Origin of the sequence: Dinoroseobacter sp. S76 (genome assembly GCF_049801095.1) — a bacterium.
Classification (GTDB): Bacteria; Pseudomonadota; Alphaproteobacteria; order Rhodobacterales; family Rhodobacteraceae; genus Dinoroseobacter.
In genome coordinates this window covers 425,587-446,542 of sequence record NZ_JBNAGH010000003.1, presented here as the reverse complement: position 1 = coordinate 446,542, position 20,956 = coordinate 425,587, and the positions used below count along the sequence as shown (strand labels likewise).

Below are 20,956 nucleotides of genomic sequence, written 5' to 3'. Positions count from 1 at the left end.
ACCTGTAGTTCCACCACTCCGCCGCTGCAATGCGCAGCGGATGTCGCGTCCGGCATGCCGGGTCCGTTCAGCCATAGGTCGCGAGCATCTCCTTGAGATCCTCCAGCGTGTTCGCCTCTTGCAGCGGCTTGTCCTTGCGCCAGCGCGACATGCGGGGAAAGCGCAGGGCGACGCCGGATTTGTGGCGGGGGCTGGCTTGAATACCCTCGAAGGCGATCTCGAAGACATGCTCGGGTGTGACGCGCCGCACAGGGCCGAACCTTTCCAGCGTGTTCTTGCGGACCCAGCCGGTGATCTCGCGAAACTCCCCATCGGTCAGGCCGGAATAGGCCTTGGTGAAGGGCACCAGCTCATTCCCGTCCCAGACCGCGAAAGTGTAGTCCGTAAAGAGGTTCGCGCGTCGCCCGTGCCCGGCCTGCGCGTAGATCATCACCGCGTCGATCACCAGTGGATCGACTTTCCATTTCCACCAATCCCCTTTCTTGCGCCCGGCGAGATAGGGGGAGGCACGGCGTTTCAGCATCACGCCCTCGGCCCCGAGCGCACGGGACCCGTCGCGCTGCTCTGCCAGCGCCTCCCAGCTTTCGAATTGCAGCGCGGGGGAGAGGCGCAGGGGCAGCCCCTCGGGCAGTGCTTCGATCATCGTCTCCAGCCGCGCGCGGCGCTCGGCAAGGGGCCTGTCGCGCAGATCCGTCCCCTCCGCTTCCAGTAAGTCATAGGCGCGCAAGATCACTGGCGCTTCCGTCAGCAGCTTTTTCGGCACCGTCTTGCGCCCGATCCGCTTCTGCAGGGCGTTGAAGGGCAGCGGCGCGTCTTCCGCCCAGGCCAGAAGCTCGCCATCGAGCACGGTGCCCTCGGGCAGGAAATCACGCAGGCTGGCGAGCTCCGGGAAGCGGTCGGTCATCAGCTCCTCGCCCCGGGACCAGACGAAATGCTGTCCGCCCCGCAGGATCACCTGACCGCGGATCCCGTCCCATTTATGCTCGGCCTGCCAGTCGTCCGGATCGCCCAGGGTCTCCGGCGCATCCTCCAGCCCATAGGCGAGGTAGAACGGATAGGGCTTCGACAGATCCGCCGCCGGATCGCGGGTCAGGACAAGCGCCTCGAAACTGGTGGTCTCGGGCGTCCAGTCGCCCATCAGGCGGTGCGCGAGCTCGGCCTCGGGGATCTCCGTGGCCCGGGACAGGGCCCGTGTCATCAGCTTGGTCGAAACGCCCATGCGGAAGCCCCCGGTGATCAGCTTGTTGAAGACGAAGGCTTCGGTTGGGGGCAGGCTGTCCCAGGCCGTCAGGATGAATTCCCGGCGGTCCGACTCCTCCAGCGCGGCGAGGCCACGGATCTCGGTGATCCAGTCGCTCAGGCTGCGGGTGCTGGACTGGCTGGGGGGCGGTAGGACGAGGGCGATTGTCTCGGCCAGATCGCCGACAATCGGATAGGCCTCTTCAAAGAGCCAGAGGGGGATGCCCGCCCGCTCCGCCGCCCATTCCCGCAGCCGCGTCGTGGTGACCGTGCGCTTGGGCCGTCGCCCGGAGAGAAGCGCGATGGTCCAGAGCTTGTCCGCCTCGGGGGCTGCGTGGAAATAGTTCGCGAGGGCCGCGACCTTGGGCGTGATCTTGGTGGTCTGATCGAGCGCCGTGAAGAGGTCCGCAAAGCGCTTCACGTGGGGTCTCCATGGCTGCGGAGGAAGGCCCCGAGACGCGCGATGGCGCGATCGGCACTGTGGGAGCGGCCCGCATGGATCTGCCAGACATGGGGCATGCCGGGATAGACCTCCACCGCGACCTCGGCGCCAGCGGCACGCAGAGCCTCGGCGGAGGCCAGCGCATCCTTGGCTAGCGCCTCCCCCTCGGCATATTGGATCAGCGTGGGCGGGCCTGCGGGCAGGGGCGCCGCAAGAGGCGAGGCATAGGGATCGCTCGGGTCATGTCCGTCGAGATAGGCCCCGACCGTGTAGCGGCCCCAGCGTTCGGGGATCAGGATCTCGGTCTCGAGCCGGGTCAGAAAGCCGCCCGCCTCCAGATCCAGATGCCCGATGGGCGACAGAAGCGCGAGCGCACTGGGTTGCGGCAGCCCGGCCCGCGCGGCCCAGTGGAGCAGGCCCAGAGCGAGGCAGCCGCCCGCGCTGTCGCCCGCCACCATGACCGGTCCCTCGGCGCTAAGGGCTGCATAGGCCTCCAGCACATCCTCGGGGGCGGCGGGGAAGGGGTGCTTCGGGGCGAGCCGGTATTCCGGCAACCATGCGGTGCCCCCGGCGGCCCGGGCGATATGGCTGACCATATGCTGGTGGCTGCGGGCGGATCCGATGGTGAAGCCGCCGCCATGGAGATAGAGCAACCGCCCGCTCCCCGAGCCGTCGGGCTGCAAGGCCAGCGTGGGCACCCCACCCAGCGACACGCGGCGCTGGGTGACACCGGGACAACGCTTTTCCCCCAGAAACACGGTCACGTCAAAGATGGCCCGCAGCAGGGTCTGGGAGGGGGTGAAGGCGAGGGTCGGGCGCTGGACATAGCGCGCATAGAGTGGCCAGAGCCGGTCCCCGATCCCCTGCGGTCCGCTGGGCCCGGTCACGCGGAAGCCTCCTCTGAGGCGGGGGCTTCCGCATCCGGCTCGACGCTTTCGCCTTCGAACTGGGTTTCGACGATCTGGGCGTCATAGCCCTGATCCTCCAGCCATTTGCGAAAGACTGAAGTGTAGCCATGGGTGACAAAGATCCGCTCGGCCCCGGTCTCGGCAATCGCCTTATTGAGGCCCGGCCAATCCGCGTGATCTGACATGACGAACCCCCGGTCCGCGCCGCGCCGCCGCCGGACGCCGCGCATCCGCATCCAGCCGGAGGCAAAGCCCGTTTCCGTCGCGCCAAATCGTTTCATCCAGGGGGTGCCAAGGGCGGAGGGCGTGGCGAGCACCAGCGACCCGGGATGGGTCTTGGCGGTGATCTCGGCAGTGACTTGCACCGTCGGCGGGAGGGCGAGGCCCTGTGCCCGCAGAACGGCATTGGTCGCCTCCACCGCCCCATGGGTGAGGATCGGGCCCTGTTCCGGGTCGAGCTGGGCGAGGATCCGCTGCGCCTTGCCCAGAGCATAAGCGCCGAGCACGGCGGTCTTGCCAGCGGCGGCGCAGGCTGCCCACCAGTCCCGGATGGAGGCCACCACATCCGGCTGCGGATCCCAGCGAAAAACCGGCAGCCCGAAGGTGCATTCGGAGATGAAGGCGTGGCAAGGCACGGGCTCGAAGGGCTCCGACAAGCCGTCCTTCTCGATCTTGTAGTCGCCGGAGACGACCCAAACTTGCCCGCGATGGGCGAGCCGGATCTGGGCCGAGCCCGGCACATGGCCCGCGGGATGAAAGCTGACCTCGACCCCGCCGATCTCGCGCGTCTCGCCATAACGGATGGTCTCAAGCGTGATCGCCCCCAGACGGTGGCGCATGACCGGGGCGGCAGCTTCGGTCGCGAGGTAGTGGGCATGCCCGGGGCGCGCGTGATCCGCATGACCATGGGTGATCAGGGCACGATCCACTGGCCGCCAGGGATCGATATAGAAATCGCCCGCCGGGCAATAGATCCCGCGCTCCGTGAAGGTCAGAAGGTCCTTGGCCATGCTCGAGACCTAGCGCCCCCGCGATGCGCCGCCAAGGGTTGCAGCCTCTGCGCCGCTCTGGTCCAGTGCGCTCAGAGCCAGACCGGGGGAGGGGCGATGACAGAGTTCAGGACAAAGATGGAGGCAGGCGCGCTTTTGGCGGGAACCTTCCTCAAGACGCCAGCGATCGAGATGGTCGAGGTGATGGCGCTCTCGGGGCTGGATTTCGTCTGTCTCGATGCAGAGCATGCGCCCTTTGACCGGGGCCGGATCGATGCCTGCCTCGCCGTGGGGCGCGCGTTGGGCTTTCCCTGCCTCGTGCGGGTGCCCGATGCGTCCCCGCCCACGCTGATGCAGGCACTGGATGCGGGGGCGGCGGGGGTGGTCGTGCCCCATGTGGACAGCGCCGAGAAGGCCGCCGCCATCGCCAAGGCCTGCCGCTATGGCGGGGGCGGGCGCGGCTATGCGGGCTCCACCCGCTCGGCGGGCTATGGCACTCAGGCCATGTCGACAGTGCTGGGATCCAGCGGAGAGCCGATCGTCATCGCCCAGATCGAGGACGCCGAAGGTGTCGAGGCCTGCGAGGGGATCGCGGCGACCGACGGAATCGATGGGGTGTTTCTCGGCCCGGCGGATCTGTCTGTGTCCTACGGCAAGACCGACCAGACCTCCGACGAGCTCATGGCCGCCATCGCCCGGGTGGGCGAGGCCTGCGCGGCCACGGGCAAGCCCTATATGACCTTTGCCGCGAATGCCGAGAAAGCCGCGGCCTGGCGCCGCTATGGGTTCACGGTGTTCTTCGTCGCCTCCGAGCATGCCTGGATGCTACAGGGCGCGCGGGCCACGGCGGAGGGGATCGGCGCGCTCGACTGACGGCGCCCCGATCCTGCGCGGTCAGTGCTTGTGGCCGCTATGGTCGCCATGATCGTGCTTGTGGTCGTGTCCGCCATGGGCGGCCTCACGCTCAAGATCGACCGGGATCTCGAGGGTGACCTCACCTGCTTTCTCGAAGACGAGGGTGACGGACACCATATCGCCCTGGGACCAGCTGTCCTTGAGGCCCATGAACATCACATGGTCGCCGCCGCGCTTGAGCATATAGGTCTCGCCGGCGGCGATCGCGAAGCCGCCTTGGACCTCGCGCATCAGCATCACGCCATTGCCATCATCGATATGGGTGTGCAGCTCGACCCGTGCGGCGGCAGGGGAGGTGGCCGAGACGAGGCGGTCATCCTCGGCGCCGTGGTTCATGATCTGCATGAAGGCCGCGCCGGATTTGGCCACCGGCGAAGAGACGCGGGCATAGGGATCCATGACCATGATGGCCTTGTCCATGGCGGCCGCGGGAAGGGCGACGAGTCCGAGGCTCGCCGCAAGCAGAAGGGATTTCAAAGACATGTCGAGAGTCCTGAGAGAAGGGAACTGAAAGGTGAACGGGTTCAGCTCAGGACAGGTGGCGCGCGCGGGGCGCCGCCGGGCTCGGGCGGTTGCGCCCAGAGGCAGGGCGAACGAGCAGGCGCCAGACTGGCCGCGCCATAGGCCGGAGAGGTCGCAAGATCCGCAGCCAGTGCCAGAGCCGCCAGCCCGGTCAGGGCGCAATCGGGGCAAATATGGCTGGCATGGATAGGATTGCCCTTGGCATCGACCAGGAGCGTATCGGTCTCCGCCCCGACGCAGATCACCACCAGCATGCCGGGCTCGGCGGCCATCTGGCCTCGCGCCACAGCCATCGCCCCGCTGGTCCCCACAAGGGTCAGCGCGAGGCAGATCGCGAGGAGGCGGCGGAGATGCGTCACAAAAGACAGGTAGGCGGAGGTGCCGGGCTTGGACAATGGTCGCTTTGTCGCAGCGGCGGACGACGAAGCGTCAGCTCCGCGGCAGCGCGGCACCCCGGGGCTGAACCGCTCGCCGAGCCCGCCATGAAACGCAAAAACGCCCCGTGCGGATCAACCGCCGGGGCGTTTTCACGAAACCTCGGAAGAATCAGGCGGCTGCCTGGGCCTTTGCGATGTCTTTCTTGATCTTCAGCGCCTTCTCGGAGAGCTCCGCGTCCTTCGCCTTGGCGAGGAAGCCGTCCAGCCCACCGCGATGATCGACCGTGCGCAGTGCCGCCGCCGAGATGCGCAGCTTGAAGCCACGGCCCAGGGTTTCGGACATCAGGGTCACATCGTTCAGGTTCGGCAGGAAGCGCCGCTTGGTCTTGTTGTTGGCGTGGCTGACATTGTTGCCAACCATTACGCCTTTTCCTGTCAGTTCGCAGCGGCGCGACATCGGCTCGCTCCTCGTTATCTAGCGGTTCGGGTCGAAAAGGGGCGCGCACGAGGGGGCCCCGGAAACTTGAAGCTGCCGTCTAAGCCGAATGGGTACGGGCGTCAAGCGATTCATTCGCCCCCGGGCGCAGAACGGTGGGGGTTTTCAGATCCCTATCCGTCCGAGATCCCCGCGCCAAGGCTGTCGAGGATATCCGCCGCCGCCTGGCTGGCCGAGAGCTCCCCTCCGGCCACCGCATCCGAGAGCCGATCCATGGCCGCGCGGGTAGCCTGATCCTCGGTCAGCCGGGCCAGAAGGCCTGCGCGCACCTCGGTCTCGAACCAGCCCCGAGCCTGATCGGCGCGGCGACGGTCCCAATGGCTGTTCTCCTTGCGCCAGCTGGCCAGCGCCTGCATCTCGGACCAGGCCTCGGGCAGGCCGGTCCCCGTGACCGCCGACACCATGAGCGCCTTGGGGAAATCCTCCGGGTCCTCGGGCCGTTTGCGCAAAAGCCGCAGCGCGCCCGCGTAATCCGCGCAGGTGCGCGTCGCTGTGGGTTTGAGGTCGCCATCGGCCTTGTTGATCAGGATGACATCGGCGGTCTCCATGATCCCGCGCTTGACCCCTTGCAGCTCGTCGCCGCCCGCTGGGGCCAGCAGGAGGATGAAGAGGTCCGACATCTCCGCCACCATGGTCTCGGACTGGCCCACGCCGACGGTCTCGATCAGCACCACGTCGAATCCGGCCGCCTCGACCAGCGCCACGGCCTCGCGCGTGCGGCGCGACACCCCACCCAGATGCGACAGCGACGGCGAGGGGCGGATGAACGCCCCCGGCGCGCGGCTCAACCGCTCCATCCGGGTCTTGTCGCCAAGAATCGAGCCGCCCGTGCGCGCGGAGCTGGGATCGACCGCCAGCACCGCGACCTTGAGCCCGGCCTCGATCAGCATCATGCCGAAAGCCTCGATGAAGGTGGACTTGCCCACCCCCGGCGTCCCCGAGAGGCCGATGCGCAGAGCCTGCCGCCCGCCGCCTGCCAGCCTCTGCAGGAGGGCCGTGGCCGTGGCGCGATCCGCCGGACGGGTGCTCTCGATCAGGGTGATGGCCCGGGCAAGCGCGCGTCGCTCTCCGGCAGTGATCCGGTCGGCGAGCGTCTCCAGATCCGGGAGGCGGGCATTGATCCGGTCGGCGGGCGCGGGCGAGGTCTGGTCGGTGGGCACGTGGCGGTCTTTCGCTGGGTCGATCTGACATTCCCGTCAGGGCAATTGACGGCTTCGCGGTTTTCTTGCCTTGTCGTCCTATGTCTTGTCCAGACGACAGCGGCGCGCGCCCGCTGTGACAGGAGGCGAAAGTGACGGTGAGTTCGAGAAATGGCCTGCGCTCGGCGCTGTTCGGGCTGGCTCTGTTTGGGGCGGCGACCCCGGTCTCCGCGACCGAGCAGGGGGTTTTTGATGTCTCGCTTGGCGGCGTGCGGGCTGCGGTTGTGCAATACGCGGCCAATAGCGATGGCACCCGCTATGCGGTGACGGGCAAGGTGCGCACGACGGGATTGCTGGGCGCGGTGGTCAAAGCCTCCTACGAGGCGACGGCGCGCGGGCAGCAGACCGGGCCCAATGCCTATCGACCGAGCTCCTTTGTCGAGACACGCAATGCCAGTGGTGAGCGGTCCGAGGCCGAGATGCTCTATCGCGGCGGGCGTCCGCAGGTGAAGGTCTATGACCCGCCGCGTGAGGCGGATCGCCATGCGGTCGATCCCGCGACCCAAGCGGGCACAGTGGATCCAATGACGGTGATTTATGCGGCGCTGCGGGATCAGCCCGAAGCGCGGGTATGCGATCTGACCTTGCAGGTCTTTGATGGCAAGCGGCGGAGCGAAGTGGTCCTGTCAAACCGTCGCGCCGCCGCGAATGGCGAGATCACCTGTCAGGGCCTCTATCGCCGCATCGCTGGCTGGTCACCGCGCAAGCTGGCCGAAAAGACCCGCTTCACCTTTGAGATGACCTATGCACCCAAGGGCGACGGGGTCTATGAGGTTGCCCGGGTGACGACCGACACGACCTTTGGCCGCGCGGTGCTGAAACGGCGCTAAGCCGGGCGGCGCGCGCCTCTTGACCCCGCAGCGGTCGGATGGTTCGGTCCCGCGCAACCCTGTCCGATGCCCGCAAGGACCGCGCGCCCCATGCCCGCTGCCGATCCGCTTCCCATTGATGAGGCCCTGCCTGATCTGCTCGCCGCCATGGCGGGCGAGGGCGCGGCCGTGCTGCAGGCGCCCCCGGGGGCGGGCAAGACCACGCGGGTGCCGCTCGCGCTGCTCGAGGCCGGGGCCGAGGGCCGGATCATCCTGCTGGAGCCGCGCCGTCTGGCGGCGCGCGCGGCAGCGGAACGCATGGCCGCAACCCTGGGGGAGCCTGTGGGCCAGACCGTCGGTTACCGCATGCGCGGGGCGTCGAAAACCAGTGCGCAGACCCGGATCGAGGTCGTCACCGAGGGCATCCTGACCCGCTGGCTGCAGGCCGATCCCGAGCTGCCGGGAATCGGCACGGTTATCTTCGATGAATTCCACGAGCGCTCCCTGAATGCGGATCTCGGGCTGGCGCTGTGCCTCGAGGTCCGCGCCGCTCTGCGCGACGATCTGCAACTGCTGGTCATGTCGGCGACGCTCGATGCCGCGCCCGTGGCCGCCCTGATGGGCGATGTTCCCGTGATCACCAGCGCGGGGCGCAGCTATCCGGTGACCTCCGTCCATCTCGACCGGCCCCTGCCCAAGACCATGCGCTTTCCCAATGCGGTTGCCGATCTGACCCGCAAGGCGCTGGCCGAGGCCGCGGGCAGCGCGCTGGTCTTTCTGCCTGGCGAGGGCGAGATCCGGCAGGTCGCGCGCCTTCTGGAGCCGGATCTGCCCGCGAACACCGTGCTGCGCCCGCTCTTTGGGGCGATGAAACTCGCCGAGCAGCGCGCGGCGATTGCGCCCGCGCCCGACGGACAGCGCAAGGTGGTGCTGGCCACGTCCATCGCCGAGACTTCCCTGACCATCGAGGATGTCCGCATAGTCGTCGATGGCGGGCGGGCGCGACGGGCACGGTTCGATCCGGATTCGGGCATGTCGCGGCTGGTGACCGAGCCGGTCAGCCGGGCCGAGGCGACCCAGCGCGCGGGCCGCGCCGGGCGGGTGGCGCCGGGTGTCTGCTACAAACTCTGGACCAAAGGGGCAGAGGGCGCGCTCGCGGGGTTTGCACCGCCTGAGATCGCGGTGGCGGATCTGAGCGCGCTGGCACTGGATCTGGCGATCTGGGGCACGGGGCCCGCGGATCTGGCTTTGCTCACGCCGCCGCCCGAGGGGGCCTGGGCCGAGGCACAGGCGCTCTGCCAACTGCTTGGGGCCCTTGATCCGGAGATGCGGATCACCGATCACGGGCGGGCTCTGGCCGCGCTGCCGACCCATCCGCGTCTGGCGCATATGCTGCGCGCGGCCGGGGCGCAGGCCGCGCCACTGGCAGCCCTTCTGGCGGAGCGTGATCTTGACCGCAACGCGGGCGTTGATCTGGCGCGGCGCGTGGCCATCCTGCGGGGCGAGGCCCCATGCCCGGATCCCGGCGCCCGTGCGCGCGTGCGGGAGGAAGCCAAACGCCTCGCCCGTGACCTGCCAAAGCGCGCGCTGCTTAGTTTCGGAGCACAGGCCGCGCTCGCCTATCCCGACCGGATCGGGTTGCGCCGTCCGGGGGAGGATCCACGCTATCTGCTCTCCGGCGGCAAGGGCGCCATGATGGAGCCCGCGGCGAGCCTCGCTGGCGCGTGCCTGATCGTGGCCACGGATCTCGATGGCAACCCGCGGGAGGCGCGAATTCGTCAAGCCGTGGAGTTGATCGAAGGGGAGCTGCGCGCGCTCTATGGGGATCAGATCCATTGGCAAGATCATTGCCATTGGTCGCGCCGTCACCGCAGGGTCGAGGCCCGCCAGCAGGAGCGGTTTGGCGCGCTGGTTCTGGCCGACCGGATCTGGCGTGACGTGCCAGAGGACGCCCGGGCGGTCGCCGCACTCGATGGGGTGCGGGATCTCGGCCTCGATGCGCTGGGGGGCAAGGCGGCCTTCGCCCGCCTTCGGGCCCGGGTGGCGCTCTGCCGGGCGGGGGGCATGGACCTGCCGGAGATGTCTGACGCTGCGCTGCTGGAGGCCGCGGAGGCCTGGCTGCTTCCCTATCTCGGTCAGATCCGGAATGCGGACGATCTGCGCGCCCTCGACCCGCTGGAGCCCCTGCGCGCGTGGCTGGGCTGGGATGCGCTCCAAGCGATTGACGCGCAGGCCCCCGCCGCGATCACCACGCCACTGGGCCGTAGATTGCCCGTGGATTACAGTGGGGATGCGCCCGAGGTGTCCGCCCGGGTGCAGGAGTTCTTTGGTGTGACCCGGCACCCGACCGTGGGCCCTGGACGCGAGCCCTTGCGGATCACGCTGCTCTCGCCCGGTCAGAAACCCGTGGCGGTAACCTCGGATCTGCCCGGGTTCTGGACGGGCGGCTATGCGGATCTGCGCAAGGATATGCGCGGGCGCTACCCCAAGCACCCCTGGCCCGAGGACCCGACTCAGGCGGACCCCACGGTGCGAGCCAAGCCGCGCCGCTGAACGTGCGCGGTGCAGATCCCTTAAGTCACTAAATATCCCCGCCGGAGGCAGCTCTCAGCCCGCGCTGGCCATCGGCGTTCTAGCGCACTCGCTGCCAGGTGTTGCCTCGACAGATCGGCCCGATGCAGCCGGACACTTTCAGCAGATCCCCGTTAAGGGACATCTTGGAGCGATAGGTCTTGTCCGCGCCCGGATCCCAGATCTTGCCCTTGCTGTAGTCGCCATCGCCCTGCGCCTGCATGTCCCAGACGATGTTCTTGCCAATATTGTCGGATGCGATGGGCGTGCCGTTCGAGGTGAAAGAGCGCAGAAGCTTGCCGCAGATCTTGCCGCTGCAATCATAGAATTCCACATGCCCCACATTGCCCTCGTCATTGGGGGCCGTCTGGAACACGCCCTTGACTGCATCGGCCGCCGCGGGGCTCGCAAGCGCCGCGCAGGCGGCCAGGGTCGCGAAAAACGATCTCATGTCTTTGTCCTCCTCATTGGTGGGGCAGAGGCTCGCAAATGGGGGCTGAACGGGGCAAGTGTGACGTAACGCCAGCCTGCAAACTGCCGTTGCGTCTTTGCATTCGGGCCCGGCGCCCGCTAGAGACCCGCAACGATATAAGACAGCCGGAGCGCGCGTGATGATCCTTTACCCCGCAATCGACCTCAAGGACGGCCAGGCCGTGCGGCTCTACAAGGGCGATATGGACAAGGCGACCGTGTTCAATGACAGCCCGGCAGCCCAGGCCAAGGCGTTTCAGGAGGCGGGCTGCGAATGGCTCCATCTCGTGGATCTGAACGGGGCCTTTGCTGGCACGCCGGTCAATGGCGCGGCGGTCGAGGCGATCCTGGCCGAGACCTCGGTGCCCGCGCAGCTTGGCGGCGGGATCCGGGACATGGCGACGATCGAGATGTGGCTGACCAAGGGGATCGCGCGGGTGATCCTCGGGACCGTCGCGGTGGAGGATCCGGATCTGGTGCGCGCGGCCGCCAAGGCGTTCCCGGGCAAGGTGGCTGTGGGGCTCGATGCGCGCAATGGGCGTGTAGCGACCCGTGGTTGGGCCGAGGAAACCGAGTTGATGGTCACGGATCTCGCGCGATCCTTCGAGGATGCGGGGGTGGCGGCGATCATCTACACGGATATTGACCGCGATGGCGCCATGCAGGGCCCGAATGTGGACGCCACGGCAGCTTTGGCGCGGGCGACCTCGATCCCTGTGATTGCCTCTGGCGGCGTGTCCTCGCTGGAGGATCTGCGCGCGCTGAAGGCAACGGGCGCACCGCTCGATGGTGCGATTTCGGGTCGTGCGCTCTATGATGGGGCGATTGATCTGGCGGAGGCTTTGGCCGTTCTGAAGGCCTGATAGACGATGGTGGTTGGTGACGTCGCGGGGGCCAGCCCCCGCACCCCCGGAGTATTTCGGGAACAATGAGGGGCAGGGTCAGGGCAGGGGATCTGTCCGCCAGAGCGTGACCTTGAGCCCGCCCAGCGAGACCGCGGGACCTGCGGGGAGGAAGGGCAGACCGGTGGCTTTGGCCAAGCCGCCATCAGAGGTGATGACGCCCACGCGCCAGCCAGAGAACCCCTCCATCAGGACCTTGCCGAGGCTGCCATAGAGCCCGAAGAGCAGTTTGCGGTTGCCGATCCGCGCGCCATAGGGCGGGTTGACCAGCACGAGGCCGGGGCCGGGGACAGGCGGTATGAGATCGGATATGGGTTGCCGCTCAAACCGCGTTGCTGCGCTCACGCCCGCGCGGTCCGCGTTACTGCGCGCCCCTCTGATCGCCCCGTCATCCCGGTCGAAGCCGAATGCCAACGGCTCAGCGCTTGGCGCGTCCGCCGGGTTGTGCTTGCGCGACCCGGCTATGGTGTCTGGATCCGCTGTGGCCAGCGTTTCGAAGGCGAAGCTGCGATCGCGACCGGGGGGAAAGCCCAGGGCGATCTCTGCCGCCTCGATCACAAAGGTGCCTGAGCCGCACATGGGATCCACCAGAGGCTCGCGACCGTCATAGCCCATCTGCCGCAGAAAGAGGGCGGCAAGCGTTTCGCGCATGGGGGCTTTGCCGACGAATTCCTTGTGTCCGCGCCGGTGAAGCGGCGCGCCGGAGGTGTCGAGGCTAATCTGCACCAGATCGTCCTCGATCCGCACGAGGATCCGGACGGCGTCGTCGCCTTTGCCCTCGGGCGCGCCGAGGGTTTCGGTGATGGCGCGCATCACGCGCTGGGCGGCGGCGCGGTCATGATAGATCTTGGAGCGGCGGCAGGTTGCTTCGACGCGCACAGGGATGTCTGCCCGTAGCACATCGCCCCAGGGGAATTTACGTGCGCGTTTGTCGAGCTGTGCCAGATGGAAGGCGCGAAAGCTGCCAAGGCGGACCAGCACGCGCGCCGCGCCGCGCAGATGCAGGTTTGCGCGCCAGATATCGGGCCAACCGCCCTTGGTCTCGACCCCGCCGGGCACAGCATGGGGGTCGGGAAAGCCGTGCGCGGCAGCCTCTGCGGCCAGAACGGGCTCCAACCCCGGCGGGGCGGCGAGAAAGAGATCAAAGGGCGGTGTCGTCATGGGCCGGGCTTAGCGCGGATCGGGGTCCAGCGCGAGGGGCAAGCAAGCAGGGCGGCTTCGCTCTGGGGCAAGGCTTGTTCCAGCACCCCCGGCGCGCTAAGAGGCCCTGAGCCGACCCGAGGACCCTGCCCATGCTGAAAACCCGTGTCATCCCCTGTCTCGATGTGGCCGATGGCCGGGTCGTCAAAGGCGTGAATTTTGTAGACCTCGTCGATGCGGGCGATCCGGTCGAGAGCGCCAAGGCCTATGACGCGGCGGGCGCGGATGAGCTGTGTTTCCTTGACATTCATGCGACCCATGAGAACCGAGGCACCATGTATGATCTGGCCACGCGCACGGCGGAACAATGCTTCATGCCGCTGACCATCGGGGGCGGCGTGCGCACGAGCGAGGATGTGCGGAACCTGTTGCTTGCGGGGGCGGACAAGGTGTCGTTCAACTCTGCGGCTGTGGCAGATCCGGATGTGATCGCGCGGGCGGCGGACAAGTTCGGCAGCCAGTGCATTGTCTGCGCCATCGATGCCAAGACCGTCAGCCCCGGCAAATGGGAGATTTTCACCCATGGGGGGCGCAAGCCCACGGGGATCGACGCGGTGGCGTTTGCAAAGACCGTGGTGGCCAAGGGGGCAGGGGAGATCCTGCTGACCTCCATGGATCGGGACGGGACAAAGCAAGGGTTCAACCTGCCGCTCACAAGGGCTATTTCCGATGCGGTTGCGGTGCCCGTGATCGCTTCGGGCGGTGTGGGTACGCTGGATCACCTTGTGGACGGCGTGACCGAGGGCGGCGCGAGCGCTGTGCTGGCGGCGTCGATTTTCCATTTCGGGGAATACACGATCCGCGAGGCGAAGGAGCATATGGCGGAGGCGGGCATCCCCGTGCGCCTGTCATGAGCGTTCTGGCGGATCTCGAAGCGGTGATTGCCGCGCGCAAAGGGGCGGACCCCGAAAGCTCCTGGACTGCGAAACTGCTGGCCAAGGGGCCGGAGAAATGCGCCGAGAAGTTTGGCGAGGAGGCGATTGAGGCCATCATTGCCGCCGCCAAGGATGACCGCGAGAACCTGACCTATGAGGCTGCGGACGTGCTCTATCACCTGCTGGTGATGCTGGCGGCCCGGGATGTGGCGTTGGAGGATGTCCTGGCGGAGTTGGCGCGGCGGCAGGGGATTTCGGGCATTGCGGAGAAAGCCTCGCGCTGAGCGGTCCGTTCGGGACCAGTTTCAGGCATGGGCCTTCGGCGAGGACATTTGAAGACTTAAGCGGGCCCGCGCGGGTCAGAGCTTGGAGCTGATCACGCCGGTGGCAAACCCGCCCATGCGCAGCTCGCCATAGAGCCGCTGATACTCGATCTTGGGGCAACGGTTCTGGATCACCGTGAGCCCTGCGGCTTCGGCTTTGGCGGCGGCTTCCGCATGGGTGACGCCGATCTGCATCCAAACTGTCCGCAGGTTTGGCAGATGCTCCATGGCCTCGTCGACAATGGCGGGCACGTGTTCCGGGCGGCGAAAGACATCGACCATATCCACGGGCTCCGTGATCTCCGATAGATCTGCGCGAATGGTTTCGCCCAGCAAGGTCTTGCCCGCATGGACCGGATTAACCGGGATCACACGCTTGCCGCGTAGGCCGAGATAGCGGGCCACGTAGTAGGAAGGGCGTACCGGATTCATGGACACGCCCACGCAGGCCACGACCTTGGTCCGGGTCAGGATCTCGCGCAGCAGGTCGTCACTTGGAGTCTCAGTCATGGAGAGAGCCTAGCGCCCCGGGCGGCGGCTCGGAAGGTCTCTTCTGCCGTTGCTGCGCGCGGGTGCAGGCAAAAAAAACGCCCGGGCCGAGAGGGCCGGGCGTGTAGTAACGGAACGAGGGACAGTGAAGTGAAGCACAGGAGTTCCGAGCCCGGCTTCTATGAGAAGTACGTAGGGGCCGTATTCTGGATTGAAAGGAGGAGATCACGATTCTGTGATCTCCTGTCATATCCCCGGGTGCGACGCGCGGATATTGGCCGAAACGCCCTGCCGGCGGACCAGCAGGGCTGCGGCTTAGCCCAGAACCTTCGGCCAGTTGCCGTTGGCGCGGGTGATGTTGCCGGGGATGTCTTTTTCCCAGCGACGCTGCACGCGCTTGGAGAAGTTCATGTAGAGCTTGCCATCGACGATCTTCCAGGCATCCGGGTCGGTCGAAGCGGTGTAGCCCTCGGCCACGGCCCAGGCGCAGTAGCCGCCATATTGCGGGGCGTAAGCCTCGGGGTTGGCGGCAAAGGAGGCGCGGTGCGCATCGGAATCAAAGCGCCACTCGGCTCCGTTCCAGGTATGGGCGTAGGCCGCGTTGCCCTTTGCGGGCTTGCCGTCCTCGAAATAGGCGACGGGGTCATAGCCGCGAATGGCCAGACCACGCTTGGCGTAGATGGCGGGCTCGGCGGCAAGGGCGGGGGCGGCGAAGGGTGCAGCAGCGGCCAGAGCGCCGGTGCCGACCAGGAAAGTGCGACGTGAAATCATGAGGGGTCTCCTGAAGCGTTGATCTGCTCAGGAGGTGGCAGTTGACGTCAAAACCGACAAGAAAAGTGACGTGCTTGTGAGAGAGATGTCAGTCGAAGATGTCTTCGATGAGGTCGACCGCTTCGCCCAAGGCCTTCTTCCACAAGGGTTTCTTGCGCTTCTTCCGGCGCGGCTGAGCATGGGCGGCGCGCTCGGAGGCGCCGCGAAACCCGGCTCCTGTTTCAGGGCCGTGGACGCCGGGGATATAGCCCGTCTCCTTGCGGCGCTTGCCTTTGCCCTTGGGTTTCTTGCCGGGCTGGGGAGGGACCTTCAGCCACTTCATCTCGTGCAGAGGCGCCCCGCAGGATCCGCAGGCCAGCTCATGCCCGTCCCGGGCCGAGGGCACGAGCATGGTGCGCGCGGAGCAATAGGAACAGGTGGCGACTTTGGTGTATTCGGCCATGGCGGTACCTCTCTGTCCCCTAGATAGGCGCGAGGTGCGGGCTTGTCATCCGCGCGCTGCGCCGGGCGCTAGCCCTGGGGTGTCCGACAGGCATAGAGCGCGACCGCCGCGGCATTCGAGACGTTGAGCGAGCCGAAGGCGCGGGCAAATGGGATCTTCACCAGCAGATCGCAGGTCGCCTTGGTCTTGTCGCGCAGGCCAGGCCCTTCGGCGCCCATGACCAGCGCCAGCGGGCGGTCGCGGCGGGTTGCGAGGGCGGTGTCCAGGCTCTCCTCAGCCTCGCCATCGAGGCCGAGCAGGTCGAACCCCATGGCGCGGAGTTCTTCCATCGTGTCGGCGAGGTTGCGGACGCGCAGATAGGGCTGCCGTTCCAGCGCGCCCGAGGCGGTCTTGGCCAAGGCCCCGGTCTCGGGTGCTGCCGAGCGGGCCGTGGCGATGACGGCCGCCGCGCCGAACACCTCAGCCGAGCGCAAAACCGCGCCGACATTATGGGGGTCCGTCACCCGGTCGAGCAGCACCACGAGAGGGGGGCTATCCGTCGGCCCACCGAGGCAGACCTCCGCCACGGGCCCCCAGCTCAGGGGTTTGACCTCAAGTGCGGCGCCCTGATGCACGGAGCCGGGATCGAGAGGGACGGGAAATTTGCGCGGATCGGCGATTTCGGGCTCCATGCCCGAGGCGGCAATGGCATCGGCGAGCTTGTCGGCCGCGTTCCGCGTGACCACCAGCCGCACCCGGCTGCGCGCCGGGTTTTGCAGGGCATCGCGCACCGCATGCAGCCCGAAAAGCCACAAGGTCTGCGCCGCCGCGGCGCGCTTTGCGCGTTCCTTGTCGATCACCCATGTGGGCTTCTTACCGGCCATGGCCTGTCCTTTCGCGCGGATCAAGGCGCGGGGATAGCCGAGGGGCCGCGCCCGGTCAACGCCGTGTCAGGCTGGGGCCGGGAAGGGCCCGTGGCACGCGGCTAAATTCCCGTCGCGCAGCGCGAGTTTTGGTGTTGACGCCCCAGCCCGGCCCGCGTAATCACGCATCCGTTGGGCGACAGGCCGCAAGGTGTGGCAGGGGACTGTAACTCCCTCGCGGAGACGCACGCCTGGTTCGATTCCAGGGTCGCCCACCACTTTTCCTCCATTGCCAGGCGCAGTTTGCGCCGCCGGATCCCTACGGGGTCTTGGGGATTGTGATGGCTCGTCCGGGACGGAGCTTGGATTATGCCTTGCGGTGGTTCTCGCGCGGCTTAGCATATCCTTATCCGAGAACGCGCCGGGGAGGGGCTGTGATGTCGAGGACAAGTCAAGGCACCCTCCGAGGTTGCCGGTGAGCATCCGGTTTTTCTCTGACGCGACGCGGCCCGTGCATCTCGGTCCCTATCCTTTGGAGCGGCTCGCGCGCGGCGCCATGCCGGATCTGTCGCACGTGCCCGACGACATCCCGCTCAGCTTTGCGCGGCCTGAGGCGCCGGCCTCGATCGTCAACGCTATGGGCGAGTATCAGGCGATGATGGATGCGATCCGCGACGGGCTGGTGAACAAGGCGCGGGCGGAGTGTCCGAGCGACCTGGTGGAGCGGGTCAACCATCTGAAGGCCTTTGGCTATTTCTCAGACGCATCCATGGTCGGGGCCTGCGCGCTGCCGCCTGAGGCTCTGCTGGCGCAGCCGCGCCGGAACCCGGATATCGACAGGCTCGCTCATGAGCTGCGCACGCGGCAGACCAAGACGCTGGCCTCGGGCATCGACATGATTATGGCCGATCTCAAGGAGAGCATGGAGGCGCCGCCCTCCACCATCGTGGATCACACCCATGCCATGGTGTTTCTTTACGAGATGCCGCGCGATCCGCGCCCGGATGAACCGGGGGCGGAATGGATCACCGACGCTCAGGCCCACCGCGCCTGCCTGCGCGCCTCCGAGACGGCGGTGGTGCTGGCCAATTACATCCGGCTGCTGGGCTGGGATGCCAAGGCGCATACGGCAACCTCGACGGATGTGTCGCTGAACAAGCTGACCGTGGCTGCGGGGCTCGCGACGATCGAGAATGGCGTGCTCACGAACCCCTATCTCGGGACGCGGTTCGGGGTGGCGGTGTTGACCACGACGATGGAGCTCGCCCCGGATGCGCCACTCGCCGCCACGCAGCCTTGGATGCGGACCAAGGGGCCGGCCTGGTGGTTGGGCACGGCCTCGGCCAAATCGGCCCTGAATGGTGATCCGTTCAAGTCCCGCGACTTCCGCGATGGTCCGCACCCGTTCGAGACGCTGAAGCGGGTCGAGACCCCGACCACCTATATCGACGCGCCCAATGTGGCGCGGGTGCCGAAGCGGACGGATATGTTTGCCCGCGCCCAGTTTGGGGATATGGGCAAGCCCCTGCAGGAGGGGGCGAAGGGAGGCTACTACGCCCGCAAGGCGGCCCCGTCCATGGCGCAGCGGCGGATGCTCGGGGCTTTTGTTCTTTTGCAGGACGGCGTATCGGAGGCGGATCGTGCCGCCCCGGACCCGCAGACCCATGCGGATGCGATCAAGGCGGCGAGCTATTTCCTCGGCGTGGATGCGGTGGGCATCAGCGCTTGCCCGGACTGGACCTGGTATTCCCATGACGCGCGGGGCGAGGTGCTGAACCCGCCCCATGATCAGGCGATCAGCATGATCATCGATCAGGGCTATGAGACCATGGAGGGCGCCTCCGGCGATGACTGGATCTCGGTCGCGCAGTCCATGCGGGCCTATCTGCGGTTTTCGCTGCTGGGCGGGGTGATTGCCAAGCAGATCCGCAATCTGGGCTATTCGGCCAAGGCGCATACGGTGCTCGATGGCGAGGTGTTGCAGCCGCCGCTCCTGCTGCTTTCAGGGCTGGGCGAGGTGAGCCGGATCGGCGAGGTAATCCTGAACCCGTTCCTCGGGCCGCGGCTGAAATCCGGGGTGGTGACGACGGACCTGCCGCTGGCCCATGACAATCCGATCAATTTCGGGCTGCAGAGCTTTTGCGAGGCCTGCAATAAATGCGCCCGCGAATGCCCGTCCGGGGCGATCACCGCCGGGCCAAAGCTGATGTTCAACGGCTATGAAATCTGGAAATCCGACAGCCAGAAATGCGCGAGCTACCGTATCACGACCCTTGGCGGGGCCATGTGCGGGCGCTGCATGAAGACCTGTCCGTGGAACCTTGAGGGGCTCTTTGCCGAAAAACCCTTCCGCTGGGCGGCGATGAACCTCCCCAAGGCCGCGCCGGTGCTGGCAAAGCTCGATGATGCGGTGGGCAATGGCGGGCTCAATCCGGTCAAGAAATGGTGGTGGGATCTGGAGCTTTTCGAGGATGGCGGATACCGGCCCACGCGCCACCCGGTCAATGCGCGCGACCTGCAGCGGGACCTTGACCTGCGCTATGAGGATCAGACGCTGGCGGTCTATCCCGCGCCCCTTGCGCCGCATCCCTACCCATACCCGTTCCCCATGGATCGTGAGGCCGGGATCGAGGCCTATCAGGCGATGATCACCGCCGAGGAGTATCGCGACCGACTGGCCAAGGGCGATGACAGCGTGATCCACCGGCGCGCGGATGCCGGGGAGAGCCCGGTCCTCCAGGTCGTGGTGACCAAGGCCGAGGTCATGACGCCCGAGGTGACGAAATACGAGTTCCGTCTGCCTTCCGGTGGGGATCTGCCGGAGTGGACCGCAGGCGCGCATCTGGACATCGTGGTCGCGCCGGAGTTTCTGCGCCAATACTCCATGTCCGGGGACCCGGCGGATCGCTCCAAATACCAGATCGGCGTGTTGCGCGAGGAGGGCGGGCGCGGAGGCTCTAAGCTGATGCACCGGATCTTTGCCGAGGGGCGGCGGGTCTTCATCTCGCGCCCGATCAATCACTTCCCCCTGACCGAGGAGGCGCCCATGTCCTATCTCATGGGCGGCGGGATCGGGGTGACGCCGATGATCGCGATGGCGCACCGGCTCCACGCGCTGGGCCGGGACTTCGCGCTGCACTACTCGGTGAGTACACGCGCGGCTGCCGGGTTCCTCGACGATCTTGCGGCGATGCCCTGGGCCGAGAAGCTGCATCTGCATATCTCGGATGAGGGCACGCGCGCGGATCTCGACGCGCTCTTTGCGGGCCATCCGGAGGGGGCGCATGTCTATACTTGCGGGCCCGAGCGCTACATGTCCTCCGTGATGGAGGCCGCCGAGCGGCAGGGTGTGCCGGAGGAGGCGCGGCATCTGGAGTTCTTCTCCGTGCCCGAGGTGCCGGAGTATGAGAACCACCCCTTTACCCTGCGCCTCACGCGGTCCGGGCGGGAATTCCAGATCCCCGCAGACAAGACCGCCACGGATGTGCTGACCGAAGCCGGGATCAAGATCGACGTGAAATGTTCGGACGGGATCTGCGGGGTGTGCAAATGCGGGCTGGTCTCCGGCGAGGTGGAGCACCGAGACTACGTGCTGTCCAAGGCCCAGCGGAAAGACGCGGTTATCCTGTGCCAGTCCCGCGCCGCCGAGAAAGACGGGGTGATCGAGGTCGACCTCTGAGCCGCTTATTGCAGCTCGATCTGGCTCCGCTCGAAATTGGCGGTCTGGGTCGAGCCATCCCCAAAAGTCACGGTCACTTCGACGCTGGTCAGGCTGTCGAGCGGGAAGGCCACGTAAGGCAAGTGACTGTCGAGCTTGAAGGCGTTCGGCGCGGGCGTGCCCTCATAGCAGGGTTCCATGAACTTGAAGAGTTGCTCGGGGTCGCCGTTGACCTTGAAGGCGATCTGCTGGACACCGCAGCGCCAGCTCTCGATCTGGGTGAAATAGAGCAGGTCCTGCCCGTTGAACTTGCGCACCGCGACCCAGCTCGACTGTGTGGCCATGAGGATCGGCTTGACCTCGGCGGCTGTGGTGAAACCGGTGGCCATGGCTGGCGTCGCCGCCAGGAGACCAAGGCAGAGCAGCAGGGGACGCGGCATGAGTCACTCCGAATTCTCTGGGCGGGAACGGGTTGTCCCGCAGCTTGATCCCGGCATACTGCAAAAAACCGGGCAG

General features: G+C 66.9%; 21 protein-coding genes and 1 tRNA gene. 8 read left to right on the top strand and 14 right to left on the bottom strand.

Features of this window, described 5'->3' with window-relative positions:
* Positions 1-67: 67 nt before the first annotated feature.
* Genes ACP153_RS11695 through ACP153_RS11685 form a run of 3 tightly spaced genes read right to left on the bottom strand, consistent with a single transcriptional unit; the run spans position 68 to position 3,599 of the window.
* Entirely contained in the window at positions 68-1,660 is a 1,593-nt protein-coding gene (locus ACP153_RS11695; protein ID WP_424971166.1) for an ATP-dependent DNA ligase, read from the bottom strand.
* On the bottom strand, positions 1,657-2,568 hold the full coding sequence (locus ACP153_RS11690; RefSeq protein WP_424971165.1) for an alpha/beta hydrolase: 912 nt from the start codon (positions 2,566-2,568) through the stop codon (positions 1,657-1,659). Before ACP153_RS11690 ends, ACP153_RS11695 begins: the two co-directional genes overlap by 4 nt.
* Positions 2,565-3,599, bottom strand: coding sequence for a ligase-associated DNA damage response exonuclease (locus tag ACP153_RS11685; protein ID WP_424971164.1), 1,035 nt, complete (start codon positions 3,597-3,599; stop codon positions 2,565-2,567). Before ACP153_RS11685 ends, ACP153_RS11690 begins: the two co-directional genes overlap by 4 nt.
* A gap of 96 nt (positions 3,600-3,695) precedes the next feature.
* Here ACP153_RS11685 and ACP153_RS11680 point away from each other — a divergent pair, with 96 nt between their 5' ends.
* A complete protein-coding gene (locus ACP153_RS11680) occupies positions 3,696-4,451 on the top strand; it encodes an HpcH/HpaI aldolase family protein (protein ID WP_424971163.1) in 756 nt (251 codons plus the stop codon).
* Positions 4,452-4,472: 21 nt separating this feature from the next.
* On the opposite strand, the gene ACP153_RS11675 is transcribed toward ACP153_RS11680, so the two are convergent.
* The 4 genes from ACP153_RS11675 to meaB all read right to left on the bottom strand — a co-directional run bounded on the left by ACP153_RS11675 (position 4,473) and on the right by meaB (position 7,009).
* Positions 4,473-4,976, bottom strand: coding sequence for a copper chaperone PCu(A)C (locus ACP153_RS11675; protein ID WP_424971162.1), 504 nt, complete (start codon positions 4,974-4,976; stop codon positions 4,473-4,475).
* 41 nt (positions 4,977-5,017) lie between these two features.
* Positions 5,018-5,374 carry a hypothetical protein gene (locus tag ACP153_RS11670; RefSeq protein ID WP_424971161.1) on the bottom strand — a complete coding sequence of 119 codons (357 nt, stop codon included), beginning with the start codon at positions 5,372-5,374 and terminating at the stop codon, positions 5,018-5,020.
* 187 nt (positions 5,375-5,561) lie between these two features.
* Positions 5,562-5,849, bottom strand: a complete 288-nt coding sequence (rpmB, locus tag ACP153_RS11665; RefSeq protein WP_424971160.1) for a 50S ribosomal protein L28 — start codon at positions 5,847-5,849, stop codon at positions 5,562-5,564.
* Positions 5,850-6,001: 152 nt separating this feature from the next.
* On the bottom strand, positions 6,002-7,009 hold the full coding sequence (gene meaB / locus ACP153_RS11660; RefSeq protein WP_424971453.1) for a methylmalonyl Co-A mutase-associated GTPase MeaB: 1,008 nt from the start codon (positions 7,007-7,009) through the stop codon (positions 6,002-6,004).
* A gap of 170 nt (positions 7,010-7,179) precedes the next feature.
* Here meaB and ACP153_RS11655 point away from each other — a divergent pair, with 170 nt between their 5' ends.
* Both ACP153_RS11655 and hrpB read left to right on the top strand, forming a co-directional pair.
* Positions 7,180-7,917 (top strand): DUF3108 domain-containing protein, encoded by a 738-nt coding sequence (locus tag ACP153_RS11655; protein ID WP_424971159.1) that lies wholly within the window; start codon positions 7,180-7,182, stop codon positions 7,915-7,917.
* 90 nt (positions 7,918-8,007) lie between these two features.
* Positions 8,008-10,449, top strand: coding sequence for an ATP-dependent helicase HrpB (gene hrpB, locus ACP153_RS11650; RefSeq protein ID WP_424971158.1), 2,442 nt, complete (start codon positions 8,008-8,010; stop codon positions 10,447-10,449).
* Between the two features lie 79 nt (positions 10,450-10,528).
* Here the strand turns inward: hrpB and ACP153_RS11645 are convergent, their stop codons facing one another.
* Positions 10,529-10,918, bottom strand: coding sequence for a DUF2147 domain-containing protein (locus ACP153_RS11645; protein ID WP_424971157.1), 390 nt, complete (start codon positions 10,916-10,918; stop codon positions 10,529-10,531).
* Between the two features lie 160 nt (positions 10,919-11,078).
* Between ACP153_RS11645 and hisA the strand changes: the two genes are divergently transcribed.
* Complete coding sequence (gene hisA, locus ACP153_RS11640) at positions 11,079-11,801, top strand: 1-(5-phosphoribosyl)-5-[(5-phosphoribosylamino)methylideneamino]imidazole-4-carboxamide isomerase (protein WP_424971156.1); 723 nt, start codon at positions 11,079-11,081, stop codon at positions 11,799-11,801.
* A 78-nt stretch (positions 11,802-11,879) separates the two neighbouring features.
* On the opposite strand, the gene ACP153_RS11635 is transcribed toward hisA, so the two are convergent.
* The gene (locus tag ACP153_RS11635; RefSeq protein ID WP_424971155.1) at positions 11,880-13,001 is read right to left on the bottom strand and encodes a THUMP domain-containing class I SAM-dependent RNA methyltransferase; all 1,122 of its coding nucleotides are present in this window, start codon (positions 12,999-13,001) and stop codon (positions 11,880-11,882) included.
* Between the two features lie 131 nt (positions 13,002-13,132).
* Between ACP153_RS11635 and hisF the strand changes: the two genes are divergently transcribed.
* Both hisF and ACP153_RS11625 read left to right on the top strand, forming a co-directional pair.
* The gene (gene hisF, locus ACP153_RS11630; RefSeq protein ID WP_424971154.1) at positions 13,133-13,894 is read left to right on the top strand and encodes an imidazole glycerol phosphate synthase subunit HisF; all 762 of its coding nucleotides are present in this window, start codon (positions 13,133-13,135) and stop codon (positions 13,892-13,894) included.
* Positions 13,891-14,199: a phosphoribosyl-ATP diphosphatase gene (locus ACP153_RS11625; protein ID WP_424971153.1), complete on the top strand. Its 309-nt coding sequence runs from the start codon at positions 13,891-13,893 to the stop codon at positions 14,197-14,199. The genes hisF and ACP153_RS11625 overlap by 4 nt, the downstream gene beginning before the upstream one ends.
* A gap of 75 nt (positions 14,200-14,274) precedes the next feature.
* Here ACP153_RS11625 and ACP153_RS11620 read toward each other — a convergent pair whose 3' ends face one another.
* From ACP153_RS11620 to rlmB, 4 genes are all read right to left on the bottom strand, one after another.
* A complete protein-coding gene (locus tag ACP153_RS11620) occupies positions 14,275-14,748 on the bottom strand; it encodes a CoA-binding protein (protein ID WP_424971152.1) in 474 nt (157 codons plus the stop codon).
* A 294-nt stretch (positions 14,749-15,042) separates the two neighbouring features.
* The gene (locus ACP153_RS11615) at positions 15,043-15,498 is read right to left on the bottom strand and encodes a YHS domain-containing (seleno)protein (RefSeq protein WP_424971151.1); all 456 of its coding nucleotides are present in this window, start codon (positions 15,496-15,498) and stop codon (positions 15,043-15,045) included.
* An 88-nt stretch (positions 15,499-15,586) separates the two neighbouring features.
* Positions 15,587-15,940, bottom strand: coding sequence for a hypothetical protein (locus tag ACP153_RS11610; protein WP_424971150.1), 354 nt, complete (start codon positions 15,938-15,940; stop codon positions 15,587-15,589).
* A gap of 68 nt (positions 15,941-16,008) precedes the next feature.
* Positions 16,009-16,803, bottom strand: a complete 795-nt coding sequence (gene rlmB, locus ACP153_RS11605) for a 23S rRNA (guanosine(2251)-2'-O)-methyltransferase RlmB (RefSeq protein ID WP_424971452.1) — start codon at positions 16,801-16,803, stop codon at positions 16,009-16,011.
* 173 nt (positions 16,804-16,976) lie between these two features.
* On the opposite strand from rlmB, the gene ACP153_RS11600 reads away from it, so the two are divergent.
* Together ACP153_RS11600 and ACP153_RS11595 are read left to right on the top strand one after the other, a co-directional pair.
* Positions 16,977-17,060: transfer RNA gene (locus ACP153_RS11600), tRNA-Tyr, on the top strand.
* Positions 17,061-17,257: 197 nt separating this feature from the next.
* Positions 17,258-20,461 (top strand): 2Fe-2S iron-sulfur cluster-binding protein, encoded by a 3,204-nt coding sequence (locus tag ACP153_RS11595; protein WP_424971149.1) that lies wholly within the window; start codon positions 17,258-17,260, stop codon positions 20,459-20,461.
* 5 nt (positions 20,462-20,466) lie between these two features.
* Here ACP153_RS11595 and ACP153_RS11590 read toward each other — a convergent pair whose 3' ends face one another.
* Entirely contained in the window at positions 20,467-20,880 is a 414-nt protein-coding gene (locus ACP153_RS11590; RefSeq protein ID WP_424971148.1) for a hypothetical protein, read from the bottom strand.
* Between the last annotated feature and the right edge of the window lie 76 nt (positions 20,881-20,956).